This window comes from Plesiomonas shigelloides (assembly GCF_900087055.1).
Classification (GTDB): Bacteria; Pseudomonadota; Gammaproteobacteria; order Enterobacterales; family CAMTGL01; genus Plesiomonas; species Plesiomonas shigelloides.
The window spans coordinates 3,167,626-3,190,403 of record NZ_LT575468.1; the positions used below are offsets into that span (position 1 = coordinate 3,167,626).

Annotated in this window: 23 protein-coding genes and 1 pseudogene; 15 read left to right on the forward strand and 9 right to left on the reverse strand. The window is 51.9% G+C overall.

Translation table 11 applies throughout. The annotated features are described in order from the left end of the window. The first annotated feature begins 3 nt into the window (after window positions 1-3). Entirely contained in the window at window positions 4-1,080 is a 1,077-nt protein-coding gene (locus NCTC9997_RS14090; RefSeq protein WP_167550143.1) for a divergent polysaccharide deacetylase family protein, read from the forward strand. Between the two features lie 29 nt (window positions 1,081-1,109). Here NCTC9997_RS14090 and NCTC9997_RS14095 read toward each other — a convergent pair whose 3' ends face one another. Beyond that, on the reverse strand, window positions 1,110-1,577 hold the full coding sequence (locus NCTC9997_RS14095) for an AraC family transcriptional regulator (protein ID WP_152135658.1): 468 nt from the start codon (window positions 1,575-1,577) through the stop codon (window positions 1,110-1,112). 141 nt (window positions 1,578-1,718) lie between these two features. Next, entirely contained in the window at window positions 1,719-2,369 is a 651-nt protein-coding gene (locus NCTC9997_RS14100) for a TetR/AcrR family transcriptional regulator (protein ID WP_010864900.1), read from the reverse strand. 107 nt (window positions 2,370-2,476) lie between these two features. Between NCTC9997_RS14100 and rfaD the strand changes: the two genes are divergently transcribed. The 7 genes from rfaD to NCTC9997_RS14135 all read left to right on the forward strand — a co-directional run bounded on the left by rfaD (window position 2,477) and on the right by NCTC9997_RS14135 (window position 10,006). Continuing rightward, window positions 2,477-3,424, forward strand: coding sequence for an ADP-glyceromanno-heptose 6-epimerase (rfaD, locus tag NCTC9997_RS14105; protein ID WP_010864901.1), 948 nt, complete (start codon window positions 2,477-2,479; stop codon window positions 3,422-3,424). Window positions 3,425-3,520: 96 nt separating this feature from the next. After that, window positions 3,521-4,576, forward strand: a complete 1,056-nt coding sequence (gene rfaF / locus NCTC9997_RS14110) for an ADP-heptose--LPS heptosyltransferase RfaF (protein WP_064978289.1) — start codon at window positions 3,521-3,523, stop codon at window positions 4,574-4,576. Further along, on the forward strand, window positions 4,564-5,523 hold the full coding sequence (gene rfaC / locus NCTC9997_RS14115) for a lipopolysaccharide heptosyltransferase RfaC (protein WP_064978290.1): 960 nt from the start codon (window positions 4,564-4,566) through the stop codon (window positions 5,521-5,523). The genes rfaF and rfaC overlap by 13 nt, the downstream gene beginning before the upstream one ends. A gap of 8 nt (window positions 5,524-5,531) precedes the next feature. Continuing rightward, on the forward strand, window positions 5,532-6,470 hold the full coding sequence (locus NCTC9997_RS14120) for a glycosyltransferase family 2 protein (RefSeq protein WP_167550144.1): 939 nt from the start codon (window positions 5,532-5,534) through the stop codon (window positions 6,468-6,470). After that, entirely contained in the window at window positions 6,467-7,690 is a 1,224-nt protein-coding gene (locus NCTC9997_RS14125; protein WP_064978291.1) for an O-antigen ligase family protein, read from the forward strand. Before NCTC9997_RS14120 ends, NCTC9997_RS14125 begins: the two co-directional genes overlap by 4 nt. Continuing rightward, window positions 7,671-8,777: a glycosyltransferase family 4 protein gene (locus NCTC9997_RS14130; RefSeq protein WP_010864906.1), complete on the forward strand. Its 1,107-nt coding sequence runs from the start codon at window positions 7,671-7,673 to the stop codon at window positions 8,775-8,777. Before NCTC9997_RS14125 ends, NCTC9997_RS14130 begins: the two co-directional genes overlap by 20 nt. Then, window positions 8,774-10,006, forward strand: coding sequence for a glycosyltransferase (locus tag NCTC9997_RS14135; RefSeq protein ID WP_064978292.1), 1,233 nt, complete (start codon window positions 8,774-8,776; stop codon window positions 10,004-10,006). The genes NCTC9997_RS14130 and NCTC9997_RS14135 overlap by 4 nt, the downstream gene beginning before the upstream one ends. 61 nt (window positions 10,007-10,067) lie before the next feature. Here NCTC9997_RS14135 and NCTC9997_RS14140 read toward each other — a convergent pair whose 3' ends face one another. Further along, on the reverse strand, window positions 10,068-11,027 hold the full coding sequence (locus tag NCTC9997_RS14140) for a polysaccharide deacetylase family protein (protein ID WP_064978293.1): 960 nt from the start codon (window positions 11,025-11,027) through the stop codon (window positions 10,068-10,070). Window positions 11,028-11,183: 156 nt separating this feature from the next. Here NCTC9997_RS14140 and rfaQ point away from each other — a divergent pair, with 156 nt between their 5' ends. Genes rfaQ through NCTC9997_RS14155 form a run of 3 tightly spaced genes read left to right on the forward strand, consistent with a single transcriptional unit; the run spans window position 11,184 to window position 14,501 of the window. Continuing rightward, entirely contained in the window at window positions 11,184-12,284 is a 1,101-nt protein-coding gene (rfaQ, locus tag NCTC9997_RS14145; protein ID WP_064978294.1) for a putative lipopolysaccharide heptosyltransferase III, read from the forward strand. Next, window positions 12,277-13,407, forward strand: a complete 1,131-nt coding sequence (locus NCTC9997_RS14150) for a glycosyltransferase family 4 protein (RefSeq protein ID WP_064978295.1) — start codon at window positions 12,277-12,279, stop codon at window positions 13,405-13,407. The genes rfaQ and NCTC9997_RS14150 overlap by 8 nt, the downstream gene beginning before the upstream one ends. Beyond that, on the forward strand, window positions 13,404-14,501 hold the full coding sequence (locus tag NCTC9997_RS14155; protein WP_064978296.1) for a glycosyltransferase: 1,098 nt from the start codon (window positions 13,404-13,406) through the stop codon (window positions 14,499-14,501). Before NCTC9997_RS14150 ends, NCTC9997_RS14155 begins: the two co-directional genes overlap by 4 nt. A gap of 125 nt (window positions 14,502-14,626) precedes the next feature. Here the strand turns inward: NCTC9997_RS14155 and NCTC9997_RS14160 are convergent, their stop codons facing one another. Beyond that, window positions 14,627-15,391: a glycosyltransferase family 2 protein gene (locus NCTC9997_RS14160; protein WP_064978297.1), complete on the reverse strand. Its 765-nt coding sequence runs from the start codon at window positions 15,389-15,391 to the stop codon at window positions 14,627-14,629. A gap of 196 nt (window positions 15,392-15,587) precedes the next feature. Here NCTC9997_RS14160 and waaA point away from each other — a divergent pair, with 196 nt between their 5' ends. Next, window positions 15,588-16,865: a lipid IV(A) 3-deoxy-D-manno-octulosonic acid transferase gene (waaA, locus tag NCTC9997_RS14165; protein WP_064978298.1), complete on the forward strand. Its 1,278-nt coding sequence runs from the start codon at window positions 15,588-15,590 to the stop codon at window positions 16,863-16,865. Between the two features lie 3 nt (window positions 16,866-16,868). Beyond that, entirely contained in the window at window positions 16,869-17,354 is a 486-nt protein-coding gene (gene coaD / locus NCTC9997_RS14170) for a pantetheine-phosphate adenylyltransferase (protein ID WP_064978527.1), read from the forward strand. 239 nt (window positions 17,355-17,593) lie between these two features. On the opposite strand, the pseudogene mutM reads toward coaD, so the two are convergent. The 5 genes and pseudogenes from mutM to radC all read right to left on the reverse strand — a co-directional run. Further along, window positions 17,594-18,418, reverse strand: a pseudogene (gene mutM / locus NCTC9997_RS14175) (bifunctional DNA-formamidopyrimidine glycosylase/DNA-(apurinic or apyrimidinic site) lyase); the annotation flags it as partial. Between the two features lie 190 nt (window positions 18,419-18,608). Next, a complete protein-coding gene (gene rpmG, locus NCTC9997_RS14180; RefSeq protein ID WP_010864916.1) occupies window positions 18,609-18,776 on the reverse strand; it encodes a 50S ribosomal protein L33 in 168 nt (55 codons plus the stop codon). Between the two features lie 11 nt (window positions 18,777-18,787). Continuing rightward, the gene (rpmB, locus tag NCTC9997_RS14185; RefSeq protein WP_010864917.1) at window positions 18,788-19,024 is read right to left on the reverse strand and encodes a 50S ribosomal protein L28; all 237 of its coding nucleotides are present in this window, start codon (window positions 19,022-19,024) and stop codon (window positions 18,788-18,790) included. A gap of 161 nt (window positions 19,025-19,185) precedes the next feature. After that, window positions 19,186-20,037: a glycosyltransferase family A protein gene (locus tag NCTC9997_RS14190; RefSeq protein WP_010864918.1), complete on the reverse strand. Its 852-nt coding sequence runs from the start codon at window positions 20,035-20,037 to the stop codon at window positions 19,186-19,188. A gap of 35 nt (window positions 20,038-20,072) precedes the next feature. After that, complete coding sequence (radC, locus tag NCTC9997_RS14195; RefSeq protein ID WP_010864919.1) at window positions 20,073-20,756, reverse strand: RadC family protein; 684 nt, start codon at window positions 20,754-20,756, stop codon at window positions 20,073-20,075. A gap of 282 nt (window positions 20,757-21,038) precedes the next feature. On the opposite strand from radC, the gene coaBC reads away from it, so the two are divergent. Further along, complete coding sequence (coaBC, locus tag NCTC9997_RS14200) at window positions 21,039-22,262, forward strand: bifunctional phosphopantothenoylcysteine decarboxylase/phosphopantothenate--cysteine ligase CoaBC (RefSeq protein ID WP_064978300.1); 1,224 nt, start codon at window positions 21,039-21,041, stop codon at window positions 22,260-22,262. Then, window positions 22,259-22,714 (forward strand): dUTP diphosphatase, encoded by a 456-nt coding sequence (gene dut, locus NCTC9997_RS14205; protein WP_010864921.1) that lies wholly within the window; start codon window positions 22,259-22,261, stop codon window positions 22,712-22,714. The genes coaBC and dut overlap by 4 nt, the downstream gene beginning before the upstream one ends. The last annotated feature ends 64 nt before the right edge of the window (window positions 22,715-22,778 follow it).

The following is a 22,778-nucleotide window of genomic DNA, read 5'->3' on the forward strand; positions in this document are numbered from 1 at the left end:
ACCTTGCAACCGAGTCGTCTCGTACGCTTAAACCTCACTCGTTTGAGCCTCACGTTGCTGGTTGGCGGCACACTGACTGGCTATGCCCATGCCGGCAAACTGGCGATTGTGATTGATGATGTCGGCTACCGCCCTGCCGATCAGGCGGTAATGCGTTTGCCGTTACCGGTGACGGTGGCCATTTTACCGGTCGCCCCGCATGCCGCCCGCATGGCCGAACAAGCGGCCAAGCAGCAGCGCGACGCGCTGATCCACATGCCGATGCAACCGCGCGGTAGCACGCGTGTTGAAGCCGGCGCCCTGCACACCGGTATGGATGCCGCCGCGGTACGTCGCACCCTAGAACAAGCCTTACAGGTGGTACCGCACGCGCGTGGGCTGAATAACCACATGGGCAGTGCCGCTACCGCCGATCCAGCCTTGATGCAGCTGTTGATGCAAGAGCTAAAAGCTCGCCATCTGTTGTTTCTCGATAGCCGCACCACAGCGGCGACCGTGGCTGAGTCTACCGCGCGTCGTTTTGGGGTGCCCACGCTGCGGCGCACAGTGTTTTTGGATGACAACAACAGTTTGACCAAGGTACAGGCCGAGTTTCAGCGTGCGGTGAGCATGGCGCGCCACAAAGGCTGGGCGGTCGCCATCGGCCATCCACGGCCCAATACCTTGAAAGTGCTGCAAGAGGGCCTCGCCCATTTGCCAGCTGATGTGCAATTGATCAGCTTACGCGCATTGATCGCTGAGCTGCCGGCCGACGGTAAACAACCTGCGCCTAGCACAGGCACAGGCACAGGCACAGGCACAGGCACAGGCACAGGCACAGGCACAGGCAAGCATAACAGCGCCCCATCATCGAGTCTGCGCCAACCGGGGCCGATTATAGAGCCTACGCGCACTAGCACGCCGGCGGCAACAGAGGCGAACTCGACTGCCGAGCCTTCAACCGCCCCTAACAAACCAAACCTCACACCAAGTAACGAGACCGGTGTAGTCGGACTTGAGCAGCTGGACTTGCTGCCAGCACCAACCTCGGTGCCTCCGTATCGCCATTTGCCACTGCTGCGCGGTCAACGCGAAGAATGACCGCTAGCCACACCGACACAGCGCCGAGATTAGCGCACCGGAATGCAGATGCTCACATCATAACTAGCCGCCTGCGGCCCGCTGTGATGATAGAGCTCAAAGCATGGGCGCTCATCCCACTGTAACCCCGCTTGCTCCAGCTCTTGCATCAACTGTTGCCATGCTGCGCCATACTGCTCTGGCGAGGCAATCTGGCAGCGCAAGGTGGCATAACGCCCGCCCGGTAAACTGATGCGGCTAATCGCCTCACTGGGCGCGACCGCCTCTGGCTCGGCCAGCGTAATGCAGCAATCGGTACGACATTGCTCAGGTGCGGTGGTATTCGGATCGTCATGATAGATAAAAATCACTTCGCGCGTTGCGACCCCATGCTGATGCACCCATTGCATCAAATGCTGCATGGCGGCCTCGTAACCTTGACCATACGGCCCTGTCACGCGCACCCCAGCTAACTCACAGGCAGCCAAGTCTTGTAATTGCATAGATGGATTTGACACGATGCTTCCCTCTCACCGGCTAGAGATGATCACGGCATGCCACCGTGACCGACTCAACCGGTATAGACCGCCGCTGACTAAGTCGCCACAACTGTATATAAAAACAGCGATCTCGCTAGAGAAAAATCGTGGTCGCCGGCGTTACTCGTGCAACTCGCGCTCGAGCTGTTCGCGGTAATGGGCACTGAGGCGTTCAATTCGCTCTTTACCCACCGGCGTCATCATCGGGCGCATCAGATTCAGCATGCTGAGCACGCCCTGATACACCACCTGACGGGTAATCAAGGTTTGCGGGGATTGGGTACTCTGGTAGGGGATCCAGCAGGTGACAATCAGCTTCATGGTATGCACGAACTCTGGCAACGCTTCCGCCGACATATCCAGCAAACCGCTAGCGTGCATGTTGCGCATGATGGCGATCAGCTTTTGGTCAAGATCTGCCTGCGCCGCCAAGTACTGCCGCTGCAGACGCTCATCGCGCCCTAACAAGTCGGCCAGATTGGCATAGAAGAAACGGTAGCGCCACATGGTGTAAAAGATGGCATCCAGATAGCCCATCAGCACATCCAGACTGAGCTCAGATTGCTGTTTAGGCTGGAAGGCCAGCGCCAAATGGTCTGCATACTCGCACAAAATGGCGTGTATAATGTCTTCTTTATTGCGAAAATGATAATACAGGTTGCCAGGGCTGATCCCCAGATGTGCAGCGATATGGTTGGTGGTTACGTTGCGCTCACCGCGTTGATTGAACAACTCCAGACTGGTCTGAATAATACGATCACGGGTTTTCATCTGCACAACGCTCCTCAACAAAGGCTCCAGCTTGAGCCGTTTGTTATGATAACGGACTCAGATCCAAGGGCAATCACTCTGTAGTGTAAACAAGAAGGATTCCATCCATGATTATCGTCACTGGCGGCGCCGGCATGATCGGCAGCAACATCATTAAAGCGTTGAACGACATGGGACGCAGCGACATTCTGGTGGTCGATAACCTGAAAGACGGCACTAAATTCGTCAATCTGGTTGATCTTGATATCGCTGATTATATGGATAAAGAGGACTTCATTACCCAGATTATGGCCGGCGATGACTTCGGCGATATCGATGCGGTATTCCACGAAGGCGCTTGCTCTGCCACCACGGAATGGGACGGCAAATATGTCATGCTCAACAACTATGAGTATTCCAAAGAGCTGCTGCATTACTGTCTGGATCGCCAGATCCCATTCCTGTATGCCTCTTCGGCAGCCACTTACGGCGGCCGTGACCACGACTTTATCGAAGAACGCCCTTATGAAGGCGCGTTGAACGTCTACGGCTACTCCAAGCAGCTGTTCGACAACTATGTGCGTCGTTTGTGGCAAGATGCCGAAGAACATGGCGAAACACTGTCGCAAATCACCGGTTTCCGTTACTTCAACGTTTACGGACCACGTGAAGGCCACAAAGGCAGCATGGCCAGCGTCGCGTTCCACCTCAACACTCAGATCAACAAGGGTGAAAATCCTAAGCTGTTCGCCGGTAGCGAAAACTTCAAGCGTGACTTCGTGTATGTCGGTGATGTCGCCGCCATGAACCTGTGGTTCTGGGAAGCCGGTGTGTCTGGCATTTTCAACTGCGGTACCGGCAATGCGGAATCTTTCCAAGCGGTTGCCGATGCAGTCACCGCCTACCATCAAAAAGGTCAGGTGGAATACATCCCATTCCCTGAACATTTAAAGGGCCGTTATCAAGCCTTTACCCAAGCCGACTTGACCAAAGTACGCGCGGCTGGCTATAACAAGCCATTCAAAACCGTGACCGAAGGGGTAGCGGAATATATGGCGTGGCTGAATAAGCGTTAATTGCGGCCTGCCATGCCCGACTGCTGCGCACGGCAAATGTCGTGCGCCATCTTCTGACGAGTAACAACGGTTGCTCGTTTTATTTTTTGAGGACACATGAAAATCCTGGTGATAGGCCCTTCGTGGGTCGGTGACATGATGATGTCACAAAGCTTATACCGTACGCTGAAAGCGCAGCATCCCGATTGTGTAATTGATGTCATGGCACCCGCTTGGTGCCGCCCGCTGCTCGAGCTGATGCCCGAGGTTCACAGCGCAATTGCAATGCCGATTGGTCATGGCCGTTTTGCCCTGACCGAGCGCCGGGCACTGGGTAAGCAGCTACAAGCGGAGGGCTATGATCAGGCGATTGTGTTACCTAATTCGTTTAAATCCGCACTGATCCCATTTTTTGCCTCGATCCCAACCCGTACCGGTTGGCGCGGTGAAATGCGCTATGGTTTGCTCAATGATCTGCGTGTGCTGGATAAAGCCGCCTTTCCCTTGATGGTTCAGCGCTACGTTGCGTTAGCCTACGACGGGCAAATTAGCCGCGCCGAACAGCTGCCCACGCCACTGCTGTGGCCGAAACTGGTCATTGAAGATACCGAGATTGCCAACACCTGTGCGGCCTTTGATCTGAATGATGAGCGTCAAGCCATCGGCTTTTGCCCTGGCGCTGAGTTTGGTCCGGCCAAACGCTGGCCACACTATCACTATGCAGCACTGGCCGAGGCGCTGATCCGCCAAGGCTACCAAGTACGTCTGTTTGGCTCAGCCAAAGATAAAGACGCTGGTGAGCAGATTATCACCAGCTTGCCTGCCGAGTTGCAGGAGCACTGCATTAATTTGGCCGGTCAGACCGAACTGGCGCAAGCCGTGGCGCTGATTGCCGATTGCCAAGCGGTGGTCAGTAATGACTCCGGTTTGATGCATGTGGCCGCCGCACTCGGTCGTCCGCTGGTCGCCCTGTACGGCCCGAGCAGCCCAGACTTCACGCCGCCGCTGTCAGATAAATCAACGGTACTGCGCCTGATTAGCGGTTACCATAAGGTGCGCAAAGGGGATGCCGATGCCGGCTATCACCAGAGTCTGATTGATATTACGCCACAACAGGTATTGGATGCGCTGCAGCCGTTACTGAGTCAGGAGCAAGCGGCATGCGCGTGTTAATGGTCAAAACTTCCTCCATGGGCGATGTGATCCACACGCTACCGGCGCTCACCGATGCCAAGCGGGCAATCCCCGATTTGCAGGTGGATTGGGTCGTCGAAGAGGGCTTTGCTCAAATCCCAAGCTGGCATGTTGCCGTCGACCGCGTCATCCCGGTGGCGATCCGCCGCTGGCGCAAAAATTTGTTGAGCCCACAGACCCGTCAAGAATGGCATGCCTTTCGCCAGCAATTGCAAGCGCGAACCTATGATGTGGTGATAGACGCACAAGGGTTACTGAAAAGCGCGGCGCTAATCACCCGCTTAAGTCACGGCACCAAGCATGGCTTTGACCGTCATAGCGCGCGTGAGCCATTAGCCAGTCTGTTTTATGACTGCAAGCACCCAGTGGCCACTCAGCAACACGCGGTCGAACGCACTCGGCAACTGGTCGCGCAAAGTTTGAACTACCCAGTGCCGACACAGCTGGGCGATTACGCCATTGCCCGTCACTTCACCAGCACGCTACCGGCCGATGCCGGCCAATATATGGTCTTTCTGCATGCTACCACCCGTGATGATAAGCACTGGCCGGAGACACACTGGCGCGAATTGATTGATTGGGTCGGCAAAAATACGGCACTGCGTATAAAATTACCGTGGGGAGCGCCGCACGAACAAGCACGAGCAGAACGCTTGGCCGCAGGCTTTTCCCACGTCGACGTTTTGCCCAAGCTAACCTTGGCACAAGTTGCCTCCGTACTGGCCGGTGCCAAGCAAGTGATTTCCGTCGATACCGGTCTCAGCCATCTGACCGCCGCACTGGATATCCCGAATATCACGCTGTATGGACCAACTGATCCGGGATTGATTGGTGGGTATGGGAAGGGGCAGGAATCAGTAGTTGCCAACGATAATGATATGGATAGCATTAATGCATCCAACATTATCGATATATATATTGGATGAATTGCATCATGGAACAGATTATTTTATCCGTAATTATTGCCGTGCATAACACTGAAGAGTATGTTGAGCAAGCTCTAAAAAGTTTAGATCAAGCTCTGCATGGCTACAAATTAAGTTCGACAGTTGAAGCAATCATCGTTGATGATGCATCGTCTGATAACTCAGTATCAATCATCAATAACTATAAACCAGATAACTTTAAAAAAAGATTTTTCTCTGTTAACTATAATAACGTCGGAAAAGTAAAACGTTTTGCATTTAAACAATGCCAAGGCAATTACATCACTATTTTAGATAGCGATGATGCATTTCGAAATAACGCATTAACATTAATTACAAAAACCCTCGTCTCAAATAAATACGACATGGTAATAACACCCATTAGCGAGGTATATAATAACTTTCAGGTTGACGCAATAACACATTTAACTCAACAAGAAAAAATCAGTCAAGATAATGCAACAAAACTATTTCTGTCGCATAAAAAAATAGAAGGACACATTGCTGGAAAGTTTATTAAACGTTCACTATTAACAGATGATTTTTTCCCTGAAACACTCTGCTATGAAGATATAATCACCATTGGCCACGCCATATCAAAATCAACCGATATTTTATTTTGCAATAGCCACCTCTATCTTTATAGGAAAAGAACTGGCAGTATATCTAATGATAAGGGCGGTGAAAAAATTGCTATGTTATTCGATGCATTAGAAAAAATCGAAAACATTTTCTCACCTCAACTAAAGTATGCCAATATCGTTAATGCCCTATGGGTAAAATGCATATCAGATCTTGTTGCTCGAGGCAAAGGTAGACTACCTATTCCTGAGAATGCAAAAAGAAAACTTAGCACTATAAACACTCTTAGCTTCGTTCTAGATCCCAAAGTAAGATTAAGTAGGAAAAGAATGCTACTAAAACTTAAGGTAATGAATGTAACATGAATAAAAAAGAACTACTGCCTAATACGACAATATTATTTATTTTCGCGTCTATTTCCTTAGCGATGTTTAACATAGCATATTCTCGTGATACTTTTTATATTGCAGGATATCTATCTATCATTTACTTTTTAACAAATATCAACAAGCAGACTATTATCAGTAATGCATTACCTCTATCGATTTTACTCCTTGGACTTTCAAAAATAATCTGGTCAATGTACTACGAACCAAGTAGTTCCAACTTCAGTAATGTTTACAACTCTTATTTTGATGTAGGAAAAAGACTTGTCATAGCATCATTCCTTGTCTCATTTGCAATCAATACTGACAGTGTACATAAGGAAAAGCTAACGAACATCATTCGGCTAGTTATGCCATTTGTCGCTTTAGCTATCGCTGTATACTCAGCCTATCAGTTTCATATTCTTGGCTTAGCACGCACTGAATTATCAACAAACAGAGCAACAGCAACCGCCTATATGTTGACACCAGTTCTATTACTTAGCCTATTTTGCTGTATAAAAGAAAAACCCTCACTGAATAACATTATATTTTTAGCCTTAGTATTCGGAGCTTGCCTCTACTCAATCCTATTAACACAAACACGCGCTGCAATATTAGCCTTTACATTTATCGCATTACTCATGCTCATGTTTAAGCTAAAAAATGAAATAAGAAAAACCGTTTTGCTATCGCTTGCAACCATTATTTCAGTAGCTACCATTATAAACTATGACGGTATAGTTAAGCCACGAGCAACACAAGCGTTCACAGAGATTATAAACTTCGACCAAACAAAAGATAATGGTTCCCTTGGCAACCGTTTTACTATGTGGATCGCAGGTGCTAAATCAACCTACTCTCATCCCCTCGGGCAATCAGCGGAGCAACGCTATCAATCGATAGATAGACAAATTAAGGAAAATATCATCAATCCCATGATTTATCGATACGTAGATGTTCACCTGCACAATGAGACGATTGACACAATATCTCTACAAGGAATTACCGGATTTTCAGCATTAATATTATTCTATCTATTTACAATAAAATTCAGTTTGAAAGAAAAAAACTATTTATTGCTGTCAATCAGTTTAACTATCATTCTTTATGGTCTTAGCGATGTTCTATTCTTCAGCCAAGAAGTCGCGGTTACTTATATGTCAGCACTAGCACTTGCGATCATGATCGGAAATCAACATGAAAATAGCTCACTTTGAAACCTCCATGGATTGGGGTGGTCAGGAATTACGGATCGTAGAACAGACTGAATGGCTGAACCAGCATGGTCATCCGACATGGATTGTTGCCCGTCCAGGTGCGGCGATCATTAAAAAAGCGCGCGAAAAAAACTTGCCCGTGTTTGAATTGCGCGTGCGGGGTTCGGTACATCCGAGTACCTTAAAAAGTCTGCTGCAATTCCTCAAACAAAATCAGATCCAACTCTTAGACTGTCACGGCAGCCGAGACAGTGTCTATGGTGCGTTGGTCAAGGCATTAAGTGGCATTAAAGTGATCCGTTCACGACATGTCACTGACCCCATTAAAACGTCCGGATTACACGGGTTGGTTTGGCGGCATGGCAATCACGGCATCATTACCACCGCAAAAAAAATTCAGGATATGCTAGAAGAGCTTGGGATCCCGAATCGCGATAAGACGCTGGTCGCCCCTGCCGGCGTAGATCCTGCGCGATTTACAGCCTCGCTTGATAGCCAAGCTCTGCGCCGCGAACTGGGTATTCCTGCCGAGCATATGATAATTGCTAACATCGGCATGATCCGCCCGGATAAAGGGCAGAACTATTACATTGATGCCTGTAAAACCCTGCTAGATAAAGGGCTCCCCCTGACCTGTATCCAAGTGGGTGAGGCAACCGGTCAAACGGCAGAATTTAAAGCGCAAGTACTGGCCGCTGCTCAACCTTATCTGGGGCAACAAATTCGTTTCCTCGGTTATCACAATGATATTGAAAACTACCTAGCGTTAGCCGATATCGTGGTGATTGCCTCGGTAGCCACCGAAGCGCAAACCCGCTTAGTCGCGCAAGCCTTCTTTATGCAAAAGAATATCGTTGCCACCACCACCGGCGGGCTGCCAGAAATGATCCAGCATGAAAAAACTGGTCTACTCTGCCCACCACGCGATGCCAATGCGCTAGCACATGCTATCGAGCGGCTGGTAGAAAATCCGTCACTGAAAACTGAACTCCAGCAACATGCTTTGCAGCATGCTCAGCAATTTATGACCTTCGATTATATGATGCAGGAGATGGTTAACTTTTATCAGGACACGCTGCAACGATGAGCCGCACGTCTTCTGATACCTTGCACATCTTGCACCTGATCGACCTACGTAAAGTCGGTGGGGTTGAGACAATGTTTTGTGACTTTGTCCGACAGCCTGCCGCCCTAGGCGCGGTGCGGCACTCGGTCTTAATGGATCATGCCGCGATTGCGGCGCCCTTACAGCCACGCTTAGCTACCCAAACGGCGCTGCAGGTGCAAGATATCAAGCGTCTGTCATTTCTAAAATTACCTAACCGGCCAAAACTGTTTCGTGCGTGGAATCGACTACGCATGATCCGTGATATTCAGCCGGATGTGATTTTAGTCTGGAATCAGTTCACTGAGTGGCATCTATCTGCCAAACAGGTGCAGCGCTATTTGCCCTGCCCCGTGGTTTACTATGAGCATGGCATGTCATGGTATCAACATCGTCCAACGCTACCTCAGCGCTTTTTTGCCCACGTTGATCATTGCATTGCCGTCTCTCATGCCGCCAAAAGGATGTTGGAACTCAAACATAAAATATCGGTGCCGATTGACGTTGAGTTTAACGCGCCGCGTTTACTCCCCGCTATGCAACCCATCAAGCCATTGCAGTCCGGTAAACCACTCATCTTTGGTAGCGCAGGACGAATGGTTCCGCTCAAATGCCTTGGTCTATTACTGTTCACCGTCGTAGAGCTGAATAAACTCGGTAGACCTTGTCATTGTTATATTGCGGGAGATGGCCCAGAAAGAGACTATCTGGAGCAGACCATCACGGCACTGGGTATCAATGAGCAAGTCACCCTGCTCGGACATGTAGATGATATGGCGAGCTTTTACCGCCAACTGAATGTGTATGTGTGCCCGTCAATGCATGAAAGTGTATCGCTAACGAGCCTAGAAGCGGCAGCGTATGGCATTCCGACCATCACCAGTAATGTCGATGGATTACCTGAAGCCGTAATCAATCAACAAACCGGTCTATGCCTCAGCCCAGAATTAAGTGTCGAACAGTATGCGGCGCTAACAGGGGCTTCAACCGCATTTTCACCGTTGGTGTATCGCCCAGATCTGGATTGTTTAACCGCACCAACCATGTTGGCTCCGCAGCAAATCGCACAAGCGGTATTGCACTTATGTGAGAATCCGCAACGTTACGCAGAAATGTCCCGTGCAGCGCAGCAACACGCGCAACATAGCCGTAGTTTTGCGGAATTATCCACGGCTCTGCTACAACGCTTGCGCAGCCTAGCCGGCCGCTAAACGGCCGGACTTATCTCGCCGCAGACAATTAAGATAGCGCAACCATGCCTAAAACTGCCCGTTAACGGGCAGTTTTATATTGGTAATATTCCGCCAGCGTGGCACCTTGGGTGCGCTGTGCAAGCCAAGCAAAGGTTTCTTCCAGATCGCGATACAACTGCTCGATATCCTGCTTGGTTTTGAACGTTGGGCTACCACCAGGCATAAACTCGGAAGAGTGCAGCATAAACTCCACGTAATCACTGCCTTGGCTAAGGTATTTTTTCGCCACCCGCTGCATCTCGGCGCTATTGCCACCGCGCGGCCTCACCCAGCTGACCGATGGCGCACGCCGTTTACCACGTAAACGATCATATCCACCCTTCAGTACGTTATACCAGCTAGGATGCTTCAGGCAGGTGCTCATCGGCACTTCCAGCAAACGCGAATCACCGGCACGTTCAATTTGGGTTAAATCCATGAAGTAAGCGTGTGCGGGGAAATGGCGATAATCCGTTCCCCCTTGCCCATGCGGATTACCTTTCGCTCCACGCCAATCGACATATGGCGTAACGGAACAATCCACTTGATAACCGTACTCCACCAGCAACTGCGCATAGAAGCTATTAAACGCCCAACGGCCGGCGCGGTGACTCAGCATCTTGGTCTGGAAGTTATCTTCCAAGAGCTTGGTCATCACATCGACCTTAGCGCGCATCACATCTTGCGGATATTCAATCAAATACGGTTTGTGTACCAGATCATCACGGGTCAATGGCTGTAACGGCGGGTTGTTCCAGGCATGCAGGTGCATCCCGACCTCACCTTGACCTCGGCGGATCACATCACGGGCAAACTCAACATAGGCCGGATCCGAGGCCATTTCATAGTTTGTCAGATAGACCGGCTTGAACCCGTACTTTTCACACAACGCCTGAAAGCGTGGCAAATAGTGGGTATTTTTGGTCGTGATCTGCTGGCTGTTCTGCCATAAATTATCCCCTTCGGTATCGATGGTGATAATAAAAAAAGGTTTGTTCATTCGGATGCTCGCAGGAGTAAGCGCGGACCGTACCGCCGTATAACGGGTTATATGGTATAGTAAGCCACAATAGTGACCAACGAGCCAACGCCTGTTGCCTCGCATACAAAGCGTTAGTTTACGCTTTTTTGTCATGTCTCACAGTGATGATTTTGCATGCCTAACTCAGCACACACGACCGAATCTGCGCGCCAAGCTCATTCTGACTCTATTGAGCGGATCTTGGTGATCAAACTGCGCCACCATGGCGATATGCTACTGCTGACGCCGGTCATCAACACCTTGCACGACAATTATCCGTCTGCACAAATAGATGTACTGCTGTATAGCGAAACCCAGCCCATGCTGGCACAACATCCGGCCATTTATACGTTGCGGGTCATCGATCGGCAATGGAAAAAATTGGGTGTTCGTCGACAACTGGCGGAAGAGTTCGCGTTGTTGCGCCAACTACGCCGTCAACGCTACGATTTGGTGCTTAATCTGGCCGATCAATGGCGCAGTGCCATACTGACCGCCGTTACTGGTGCGCCGCAGCGAATTGGCCTCGATCTGCCTAAACGTCGTGGCTGGCTATGGTCACACTGCCACACCACTTTGATTGATTGCCAGCCACTGCAGCAGATGCACACCGTGGAGCAAAATCTGGCTATCTTAGCACCACTACAACTGCCCACACAGAACGCACAAGTCACCATGGCGTATGCGCCTACCGATAGTGCCAAGGTTGTCGAACGCTGCCACGACTTAGGGATTGATAAGCCGTATGTGGTGATCCAGCCTTCTGCACGCTGGTTTTTTAAATGTTGGCAAAATGCTCGCTTTGCCGAAGTCATCGATGCGCTCCAGCAAGATGGTTATGCTGTTATTTTAACCAGTGGTCCTGATGCCCGTGAACAGCAGATGGTGCAGGAGATCCAAGCCCTGTGCCGACAGGGGCAGCCTTATAGCCTCTCCGGCCAACTGACCTTACCTCAGCTCGCCGCCCTAATTGACCGCGCCGCGCTGTTTATCGGTGTTGATTCCGTGCCAATGCACATGGCCGCGGCGCTACAAACGCCGCTGATCGCCCTATTTGGACCGACTAAACTACACTTTTGGCGTCCGTGGCAAGCCAAGGGGAAAGTATTCTGGGCCGGAGATTACGGCACCTTGCCAGATCCGGACAGCATTGATACCCACACCGAACAACGTTATCTGGATCTGATCCCCAGTCAAGATGTGATCCAGGCAGCCAGAGAGCTTTTACATGGATAATTTCCGCCTTGCCCTCGTCCGGCAAAAATACCGTCCTGATGGCGGCGCTGAACGCTTTGTGGCACGCGCCCTGACCGCGTTATCAGGACAAAACATCGAACTGAATGTGATCACCCGCCAGTGGAATGATGCCGTCAATCCTAACTGGCACATTCACATCTGTAATCCCCCGAAATGGGGCCGGATTAGCCGCGAACGTGGATTTGCCCATGCTGCGCGGGCGCTGTGGACACAGCAAGGCTTTGATTTGGTGCAAAGCCATGAGCGCATTCCCGGTTGTGGCTTATACCGAGCAGGTGATGGCGTCCATCGTCGCTACTTAGAACAGCGTTGTCGTACCCTGCCCGGCTGGCGCGGCAAACTGCTGTACGCCGACCCCTATCATCGCTATGTACTGCAAGCCGAGCGTGAGATGTTCACTGCACCAGAGCTGCAAGCGGTGATTTGTAATGCCGAAATGGTCAAACGAGAAATTATGGCCGATTTTGGGGTGGCGGATGAAAAAATCCACGTGATTTACAACGGCATTGATAGCACGCGCTTCGTGCCCGCCACCGAGCTACAACGCCAACAAGCCATAGCCCACTTAGGGCTGCCAAGTGAGCCTAGCTATCTGATTTACGTCGGCTCCGGCTTTGAGCGCAAAGGGCTCGCTACCGCTATCGCCGCGCTACAAGGCAGTCAACGGCATCTGTTGGTGATTGGTAAGGACAAAGCCGAACAACGTTACCGCGCCCTCGCGCGCAGCTTGGGCCTTGAGCATCAAGTTCACTTTTTCGGTATGCAGCGCGATGTCTTAGCTTTTTACCACGCAGCCGATGCATTGTTACTGCCAACACGCTATGACCCGTTCCCTAACGTGATCCTCGAGGCGATGGCCTGCGGTTTACCGGTCATCACCAGCACGCATTGTGGTGGCGCCGAATTTATTCAAAACGGCCAACAGGGTTTTGTGACCGATGCGTTGGATACCGCCGCGATTCAAGAAGCCATCAGCCAATTACCGCCGCGAGCGCTCGGCTCAAACATGGGTGAGGCCGCACGCCAGCAAATACTGGATTGTTCACCACAAAAGATGTCCGAAAAGCTGATCAACTTGTACCGGGAGCTGCTACATAAATGAGCCAGAATATTCTGTTTATTATTGATGGCTTACCGGGGGGCGGCGCCGAACGTGTGGTGCTGACCTTAGCCGAAGGCATGTTGGCGCAAGGGCATAAAGTGACGCTGATTTCCCTGCGCGATGTGTGTCACTACTCTCTTCCCGTAGGCCTTAACTATCAGGTCGTAGCGGATCAGGCGCGCGGCCCACTGCGCAAACTTGGTGAATTGCGCCGCCGTGCCAAACAGCTGGATCATGCCATTACCCAGCTACAAGCGGATTTGGGGGTCTTTGATCGCGTATTTTCCAATTTGCCGAAAACTGACCGAATTGTATCTCTTTGTCATAGCCTACAACCGCAACAGCTATGGTTCTGCATCCATAGCATGCTTTCTCTGTCTTATCTGGCACACAAGCAAGGCTTCGCCCATTGGTGGAAGCGGTGGCGCATGGCCAGAACCTATCAACATAAGCAGTTAATCGCCGTCTCCCAAGCAGTGCTGGATGACTTATGCCAAGAGTTTGCGGTGGTACCGGCTGCGCAAAAAGTGATCTACAATCCGTTTGACTTCGACAGCATCCGCCAGCACGCCGCCGCGCCTTGTCCACTGGATGGCGAAGATTTCTTGCTGCATGTCGGCCGTTTGCACCCACAAAAACGCCATGACCGATTGCTCGATGCTTATGCCCAAAGTGGTTTATCACAACCGCTGGTGCTACTGGGCAACGGCGGTGACGAGGCCGTGCAGGCCATCAACCAGCAAGCCGAGCAATTAGGTATTCGCGAAAAAGTACGCTATCTGGGCTTTCAAGATAACCCATACCGCTACCTGCGCGCCGCACGCGCCTTAGTGCTAAGTTCCGATTGTGAAGGGTTTGGCAACGTGCTGGTTGAAGCGCTCGCCTGCCAAACGCAAGTGATCAGCTCCCCTTGTCCGGGCGGACCAAAGGAGATTTTAGTCGGTGACTTACAGCGCGGTCTGGCCAGCGACATGTCCGCTGCGGCACTGGCTAACGCGATGCGAGAAATTGTGGCGCATCCGGTAGACTTATCCACGGTAGATCTTAGCCGGTTCACTCGCACACAAGCGTGCGAGCAGTATTTAGCGTGCTAAAGGTACAAAACTGGCGTTGAGTTTTTTCTGATACTCCATAAACAACGGGGAGCATCCGTCTATGCTCCCCCGTTTTTTTACACTATGAATACGCCATGAAGATGGACAAAAATACTGCCGCTATCTTATCTGTTCGTCTGTTGCTCGGTTTGCTGTAATTCCCACGCTACGGCATATTTGAGGTATGAACTCACCGCTTTGGCTTTGGCGATAGAAAAACCATCTAACCCCGCTAAGAAACCGCGCTTAATCACGTATAAACGGATGAACGTCCACACCCCGTGTACCACCGGCTGCCAGCCTTGTACCCGCTTACCGCGCTCCGCCAGCGTACGTCCTTGCCAGTGACCGTATTTGACACAACGGGCAAACATATCCTGATAATCGGCATACGAATAATGGATTACGTGCTGATCAATCTTGCGCGTGTTACGCGCCATAATGCGTGTGTGAGTAAATACCGGTGAAAAATCAGTACGAGTGCGGTTAAAAATACGGCAAATATAATCGGGATATTGACCCGCATATGGCGTTGTCCGTTGCCCAATATAGTTCTTACGGCGGTTTTCTATCGCATCTACACCCAGCGCAGACACATCGGTGCCCTGCAGATAGGCCACGAGATCATCATCTAAACGTTCATCGGCATCCAGATTGATCACCCAATCATGCTGACAAAACGGCAAGCCATGGCTACGCTGTGGCCCATCACCGAGAAACGGCACGCTGGTCACCACGGTCGCACCAGCGGCTCGCGCTAATTCACAGGTGCGGTCCTGACTGCCGGAGTCCACCACCACGATGTCATCACACACCTGCTGCAACGAGGCCAAGCAAGCCTGAATATTTTTTTCTTCGTTAAAGGTGATGACCAATCCGCTGAATTTCATGGTGTTCCTGTCTTTTATTACTTATCTATACTGGCGTATCGTTATGTTATCTCACGTACGTTACGCACACCCACTCGTACCCATGATACGCAGGCACCGGAGGTTGAGGCATAAATCACGCCTTCCCAGTGGCTTATTGTACCTTATAATTGATCACCCTGATATTTTTACCCCGGCCACCAACAACAGGTACTCCATGCTCCGATTTTGCTATTCCTTGCTGCTCTATGTGCTCCAGCCGCTGATTGGATTGCGTCTGTGGTGGCGTGGCCGCCGAGCACCGGCGTACCGCCGTCGCTGGACCGAGCGCTATGCCCTGTACCGAACTCCGGTATCACAACACGGCATTATTTTGCATTCGGTATCGGTCGGCGAAACACTGGCCGCAGTCCCTTTAGTTCGAGCGCTGCAGCAGCGTTACCCACAATTGCCGATCACAGTCACCACCATGACGCCGACCGGCTCAGAGCGCGCCCGCGCAGCATTCGGTGACAGCGTGCAGCACCTGTATCTGCCGTATGATTTACCGGATGCCATGCGCCGTTTTTATCGTCATCTACAACCTAAATTAGTCGTCGTGATGGAAACCGAGCTGTGGCCAAATATGATTTGGCATGCCCACCGACGCGGGATCCCGTTAGTGATTGCCAATGCACGGCTGTCTGCACGTTCGGCCCGCGGTTACGGAAAAATCCGGCGCTTTATGGCGCAATTATTACCCAGAATTGCCCATATCGCCGCTCAAACACCTGCCGATGGCGAGCGCTTTATCGCACTCGGTCTGCCCGCGGCGCAACTAACCGTAACCGGCAGCATCAAGTTTGATATCAGCGTCACTGCGGAGCAACAAAACGCCGCCACCACGCTACGAGCACAATGGGCGGCGCAGCGCCCCGTGTGGATTGCCGCCAGCACCCATGACGGCGAAGAAAGCGCTATCTTGCAAGCCCATCAAGCACTGCTTGCTGCATTTCCAGATCTGCTGCTCATTTTAGTCCCCCGTCATCCCGAGCGCTTTACTGCCGTGCATGAATTAGTAAGTAAGTACCAACTTTCAAGTATCACGCGCAGCAGCCAAGCACCGGTCACGGCGACAACGCAAGTAGTGGTAGGTGATACCATGGGCGAAATGATGGTGCTGTATGGCGTGGCTGATCTGGCCTTTGTCGGCGGAAGCCTGATTGAACGCGGCGGACATAACCCGCTCGAACCCGCCGCCTATGGCTTACCGGTCTTAATGGGGCCGCATACCTTCAACTTTGCGCAAATTTGTCAGCAATTGGAAGAAGCCGGCGGCTTAACACGCGTCAGTGATGCGCGTAGCTTACAGCAAGCCGTCAACGAGCGTTTGCAACAGCCTGAACTGGCTGCCCGCCAAGGTAAGCAAGCACTCACCTTCATGCAGGAAAATCAAGGTGCGCTGTCGCGACTATTAACTCTATTGGATACCGCTTTGTCTGGTAGCGAGAAATAAATGATGAGTGTGAACGTTATCTACCCCGGCACTTTTGATCCGGTCACCAATGGCCATCTGGATTTAATCCAGCGCGCCAGCCGCTTGTTTGGTCAAGTCACCGTGGCCGTAGCGGCCAGCCCAAGCAAACAACCGTTATTTACGCTGGATGAGCGGGTTGAACTCCTGCGCCAGTCTGTAGCCGCACTCCCCAATGTGACGGTTATCGGCTTTAAAGGCTTGCTGGTCGATTTGGCCAAAGCGCAGCACGCAACGGTGCTACTGCGTGGCGTGCGTGGCGTCACCGACTTTGATTACGAGCATCAATTGGCCAATATGAACCGCCGTTTGATGCCCGAGTTGGAAACCGTTTTTCTCACACCGAGCGAACAGTGGTCGTTTATCTCTTCCACTCTAGTGCGTGAAATCGCCTTACACGGCGGCGATGTCAGCGAATTTGTACCGGCAGCCGTCCTTGATGTTCTGCGCCATAAACAAACTTACCGCTAAGCCGTCTCGATACTCGAACACCTGCACGTTAAACCCACGACGACCTCACAACGGCGGAGCATGGCTGGCTCCGCCGCATGCCCCCGGTGTCTGAGCGCCATCTGACGTTAACATGACCGATAAACTCGCTCACACGAGCTATGCGGTCACTTATCCGTAAAGACGTTCTCTGTAGATCATTTTGCTGTCGATGCTTTCGTGACCGGCGCTTTCGTTACAGGCGCTTGCGCCGGTACCGGCTGACAATGTGGACAATAAAAACTGTTGCGCTGGCCGATCCGCACGCTTTCAATTGGGGTACCACACACGCGGCAGGGTTCACCCGCGCGGCCATATACTTGTAAGGTTTGCGCAAAGTAACCGGGGCGACCATCGGGCTGGGTAAAATCACGCAGCGTCGTGCCACCTTGTTCAATCGAGTGCGTCAGCACCGACTTGATAACGCTCACCAACTGTTCACATTGCGCCAACGTCAGCGAATGCGCCGGTAACATGGGATGCAAACGGCATTGAAATAGGGCCTCATTGGCGTAGATGTTACCCACACCGACCACTACCTGATTGTCCATCAACCACGCCTTCAGTGCAGTACGCCGTTTACGGCTACGCTGATACAAATACTCGGCATTAAATTCCGGACTCAGCGGCTCTGGCCCCAATTTGGCCAATAATGCATGTGAAAGCGGCGTCTCACTCCACAACCAACAGCCAAAACGGCGCGGATCGTTATATCGCAATACCCGCCCGTTGCTCAGTTGTACATCCACATGATCGTGCAACGCCGGTGGCGTACCGGCCGGCACCACACGTAAACTGCCCGACATGCCCAAATGGATAATGATCCATCCGACCGCCTGCAAGGTGGCAGGCTGACTGATTTGCAACAGCAAATATTTGGCTCGCCGCTCCACTGCCGTCACACACAGGCCAGACAACGCCATGATCTCCGGGGCCACCGGCCAGCGTAATTTCGGCTGCCGTACCACCACCTGTACAATGGTTTGCTGTAAAACATGCGGCAAAATGCCGCGGCGGCTAGTTTCGACTTCCGGCAACTCAGGCATCACAACGATCCTTTTTCACGCGACCACTTATCATCCAAGGTATGGATAACATAGGTGCAAACAACATGCGCCCTATCTTAGCAAACCCATCATAAAGCGCACGCCACACGCAAATGTTCCGCGCAGGCCAAATCGCAGACATAAAAAAACCCAGCCGAAGCTGGGTTTTTGACAAGTCAGAGAAGAAAAATTATTTAATTTTTGCTTCTTTGTACACTACGTGCTGACGAACAACTGGATCGAACTTTTTCAGTTCCAGTTTTTCAGGCATAGTGCGCTTGTTTTTAGTAGTGGTGTAATAGTGACCAGTGTTGGCAGAAGACACCAACTTGATCTTTTCACGAATACCTTTAGCCATGAGTCAGCTCCTTACACTTTCTCACCGCGGGCACGCAGTTCAGCAAGAACAGCTTCAATACCCTTTTTGTCGATGATACGCATACCCTTGGTGGAAACACGCAGGGATACGAAACGTTTCTCGCTTTCTACCCAAAAGCGATGAGTGTGCAGGTTCGGCAGGAAGCGACGACGAGTCGCATTCATCGCGTGAGAGCGGTTATTACCGACTGCCGGACGCTTGCCAGTTACTTGGCATACTCGGGACATGTCAATTCTCCAAAAATCAAATCAGCTCGAGCGTCGTTAGGTTAAGGCTACCTCGTCAGGCAACGTGCCTTACCCGTGATTCTCAAAGGTCGGGGATTGTACAAGATATCTTGCCATTGCTCAAGAGGCAGTCACCCTCAGGATCAAGAAAGGATCTGCCGTTAACGGGCAAGATACCCCGACAAGTATCTAAACCACCAAAGATGCTTCCACAATTTGTGGGATGGCTTTACTGGGGCTGGGCGTAAGAATACCGCTTTCACGTGCCAAGTAAAATTTAAAAACAGTCGACTGTGGCCAAATTCCCGTCCGTGTTGCTCAATTTCCTGCTTTTTACGCGCATCCACCGGCGTATTGTAGGCCAAACTGCGGTTCAAACTGTGGTAGGAGGTCTTGCGGTTTAATTTTTGCCGCTCAAAACAGCGATACCGCGCCGGCAAATAACGTTGCCGCGAGCCGTGGTGCTTTTGAAACTTCACGAAGCGGTAATCTTCCGCCCCATAGTGACCGGCAAAATCTTCGTCATAGCCAAAAAAACGCATGAAGCGTGCGCGTGACATGTAAAATAAATTAGAGTGGCCGGTCTGCCGCTGGCCCTGCTCATCGGTTCGGTACACTTTAAAAAAGCTGCGCCCCGGATGACGACGGTACGCCATATAATGCAGTGTTTCAGGCGGGAAAATATGGTCTAAATCAGACAGTACAATCCGATCGGACTTCGCATAGGTGACCCCCAGATTGCGGGCTCCGGCCTGATTCCACTGGATATCCTCATTGATACGCAGCCAAGTGATGTTCAGATTCAGCTGCGGGATCTCGTATTCAACCGGTGAACCATCATCCACAATCACAAATTCAATCACATCCAGCAAGGCCGGATCATACTGCTCATAATGGCGCAGTAGCTCGGTAACCGAGTCAATATTGGTTTGGTTGCAGTAAAAGTGCGTGATATATGACAGACGAATATGAGATTTATCATATGGGTGTGGCTGATGCTGATTATCAATCATGCAATTTTCCATGCTCTTTTTATTATTAATTTACGCTAAATCCACCCCCGCTCCGCAAACGAAACGGTTTCACCGGTGCCAACCACCACATGATCGAGCACGCGGATCTCCACCAATGCACAGGCATCTTGAATCTGACGCGTAATTTGCCGATCAGCTCGACTGGGCTCAGCAACGCCAGAGGGATGGTTATGCGCCAAAATCAGCGCCGCTGCATTACATGCCAGTGCCGCTTTGATTATTTCACGGGGATGCACGGTGGCGCTATTAAATGTTCCGGCAAATAACTCCTCTTTTTTGATCACCCGATGCTGATTATCCAAAAACAGGACCAAAAAAATTTCGCGCTCGCGGCTGCTTAAGCAACTTTGCAGATATTGCTGAGTGTCTTGCGGGCTACTCAAGGCACTGTCGCGCTGCAACTTCTCGGCCAAATAGCGGCGTGACATTTCGATACTGGCCTGCAACTGCACATATTTGGCTTCACCTAATCCATGCTGGCGGCAAAACGTCAGCTGGTCTGCCGCCAGTAAGGCGCGCAGCGAACCAAAATCGCGTAGCAGACGCCGCGCCAGTTCGACCGCGTTACAACCTTGAATACCAGTGCGCAGGAAAATCGCCAAGAGCTCGGCATCGCTCAGCGCACCGACCCCCTGTTGTAATAATTTCTCCCGTGGTCGCTCGGCCATCGGCAATGCTTTTAATGGAACATGCGTCATCTGTGGCATTCCCTGCATCGGTGAAAATACGCGTCTTGACGATATACGGTTAATACTGGCCGTAATCGGTCGCTGATAGGTTGTAGAAGATCTCGACTGCGTGTGCGATCGCCGCGGCAAAAAGCTGCGAGACTGACCGCAACTTGCGCCCAGAGAGCGGCCCACGTACGCGGCTTCACGGCGCAAGCCCGGTGGGCGAAGCGCAAACACCGACGGATGTGGTAAAGTGTGCCGCATTGAGTCAACGTGATGTAGCCAATTTGCCAGAGGCGGAAATCGGCCATGAGTGCATTAACCAATAAACGAGTCCTGCTCGGGATCAGCGGCGGGATTGCAGCGTACAAATGTGTGGAGCTGGTACGCCGCCTGCGTGAGCAAGGCGCAGAAGTGCGGGTGGTGATGACCGCCGCCGCCAAAGCTTTTATTACCCCACTGACCTTACAAGCCGTCAGCGGACACCCTGTGGCTGATGATCTGTTAGATCCGGCTGCCGAGTCCTCCATGGGGCATATCCAGCTGGCCAAATGGGCCGATCTGGTGTTGCTGGCACCGGCCACCGCCGATCTGATGGCGCGCATGGCGGCGGGTATGGGAAATGACCTGCTAACGACCTTGTGTCTGGCCACCAGCGCGCCACTGGCGATTGCACCGGCCATGAATCAGCAGATGTATCAAGCGCAGGTCACCCAAGAAAATATCGCCAAACTGGCCGCTCGTGGTGCGCTGATTTGGGGGCCAGCCAAAGGGGCGCAAGCCTGTGGTGATGTCGGCCCAGGCCGCATGTTAGAGCCAGCCGAGCTGTGCCAACGCGTGAGCCAGCACTTTGCCCAGCAACAAGATTTAGCCGGCATCGCGGTGCTGATCACCGCCGGCCCAACTCGCGAAGCGCTCGACCCAGTGCGTTTTATCAGCAATCACAGCTCTGGCAAGATGGGCTATGCGATTGCCGCCGCCGCCGCCGCACGTGGCGCCAAGGTCACCTTAGTCAGCGGACCGGTCAATTTGCCAACCCCTGCCGGGGTTAAGCGCATTGATGTGGAAAGCGCGTTGCAAATGCAAAGTGCGGTGATGACCGAAGTCACACATCACCAGATTTTTATTGCCTGCGCTGCCGTGGCCGATTATCGTGCCGCCTGCGTCGCGCCGGAAAAGATCAAAAAAGCCGGTGACGAAATCAGCCTGACGCTGGTCAAAAATCCTGACATTGTGGCCGGCGTTGGTGCAATGACCACCCAGCGCCCCTTTGTGGTGGGGTTTGCGGCTGAAACCCAGAATGTGGAACAATATGCGCGCGACAAGCTCGCCCGCAAGAATCTGGATCTGATCTGTGCCAATGACGTGTCCCTACCGGGACAAGGCTTTAACGCCGATCAGAACGCCCTGCATCTATTCTGGAAAGACGGGCAACACTCACTGGCGCTGGACAGCAAGGCCGCTCTCGGCCAGCAACTGATGGACAACATCGTCCGGCTCTACCGGCATACAGCAAACAATACGCTCTCATGAAAAAAATAGACCTGAAAATTCTCGACTCTCGCATCGGTGATCAATTTCCGCTGCCGTCTTACGCCACTGAAGGCTCTGCGGGTCTGGACCTGCGTGCCTGTCTGGATGATGCCATTACGCTGGAGCCGGGCAACACCGTGCTGGTGCCCACCGGTCTGGCGATTCATATCGGTGACCCGTCATTAGCCGCCGTGATCCTGCCGCGCTCTGGCCTTGGCCATAAGCATGGTGTGGTGCTCGGCAATCTGGTCGGTCTGATTGACTCCGATTACCAAGGGCAGCTGATGGTATCGGTGTGGAACCGTGGCCAGCAGACCTTTGTGATTGAACCGGGTGAACGTCTGGCACAGCTGGTGTTCGTGCCGGTGGTGCAGGCCGAATTCAATCTGGTCACCGATTTTGCCGAGAGTGAACGTGGTGCGGGTGGCTTTGGCCATACCGGTCGTCAGTAACACTGACACCACCGTACCCGGCCTTACCCTGGTGCTTTGATTTTCAGCCATCTGAGGCCCATCA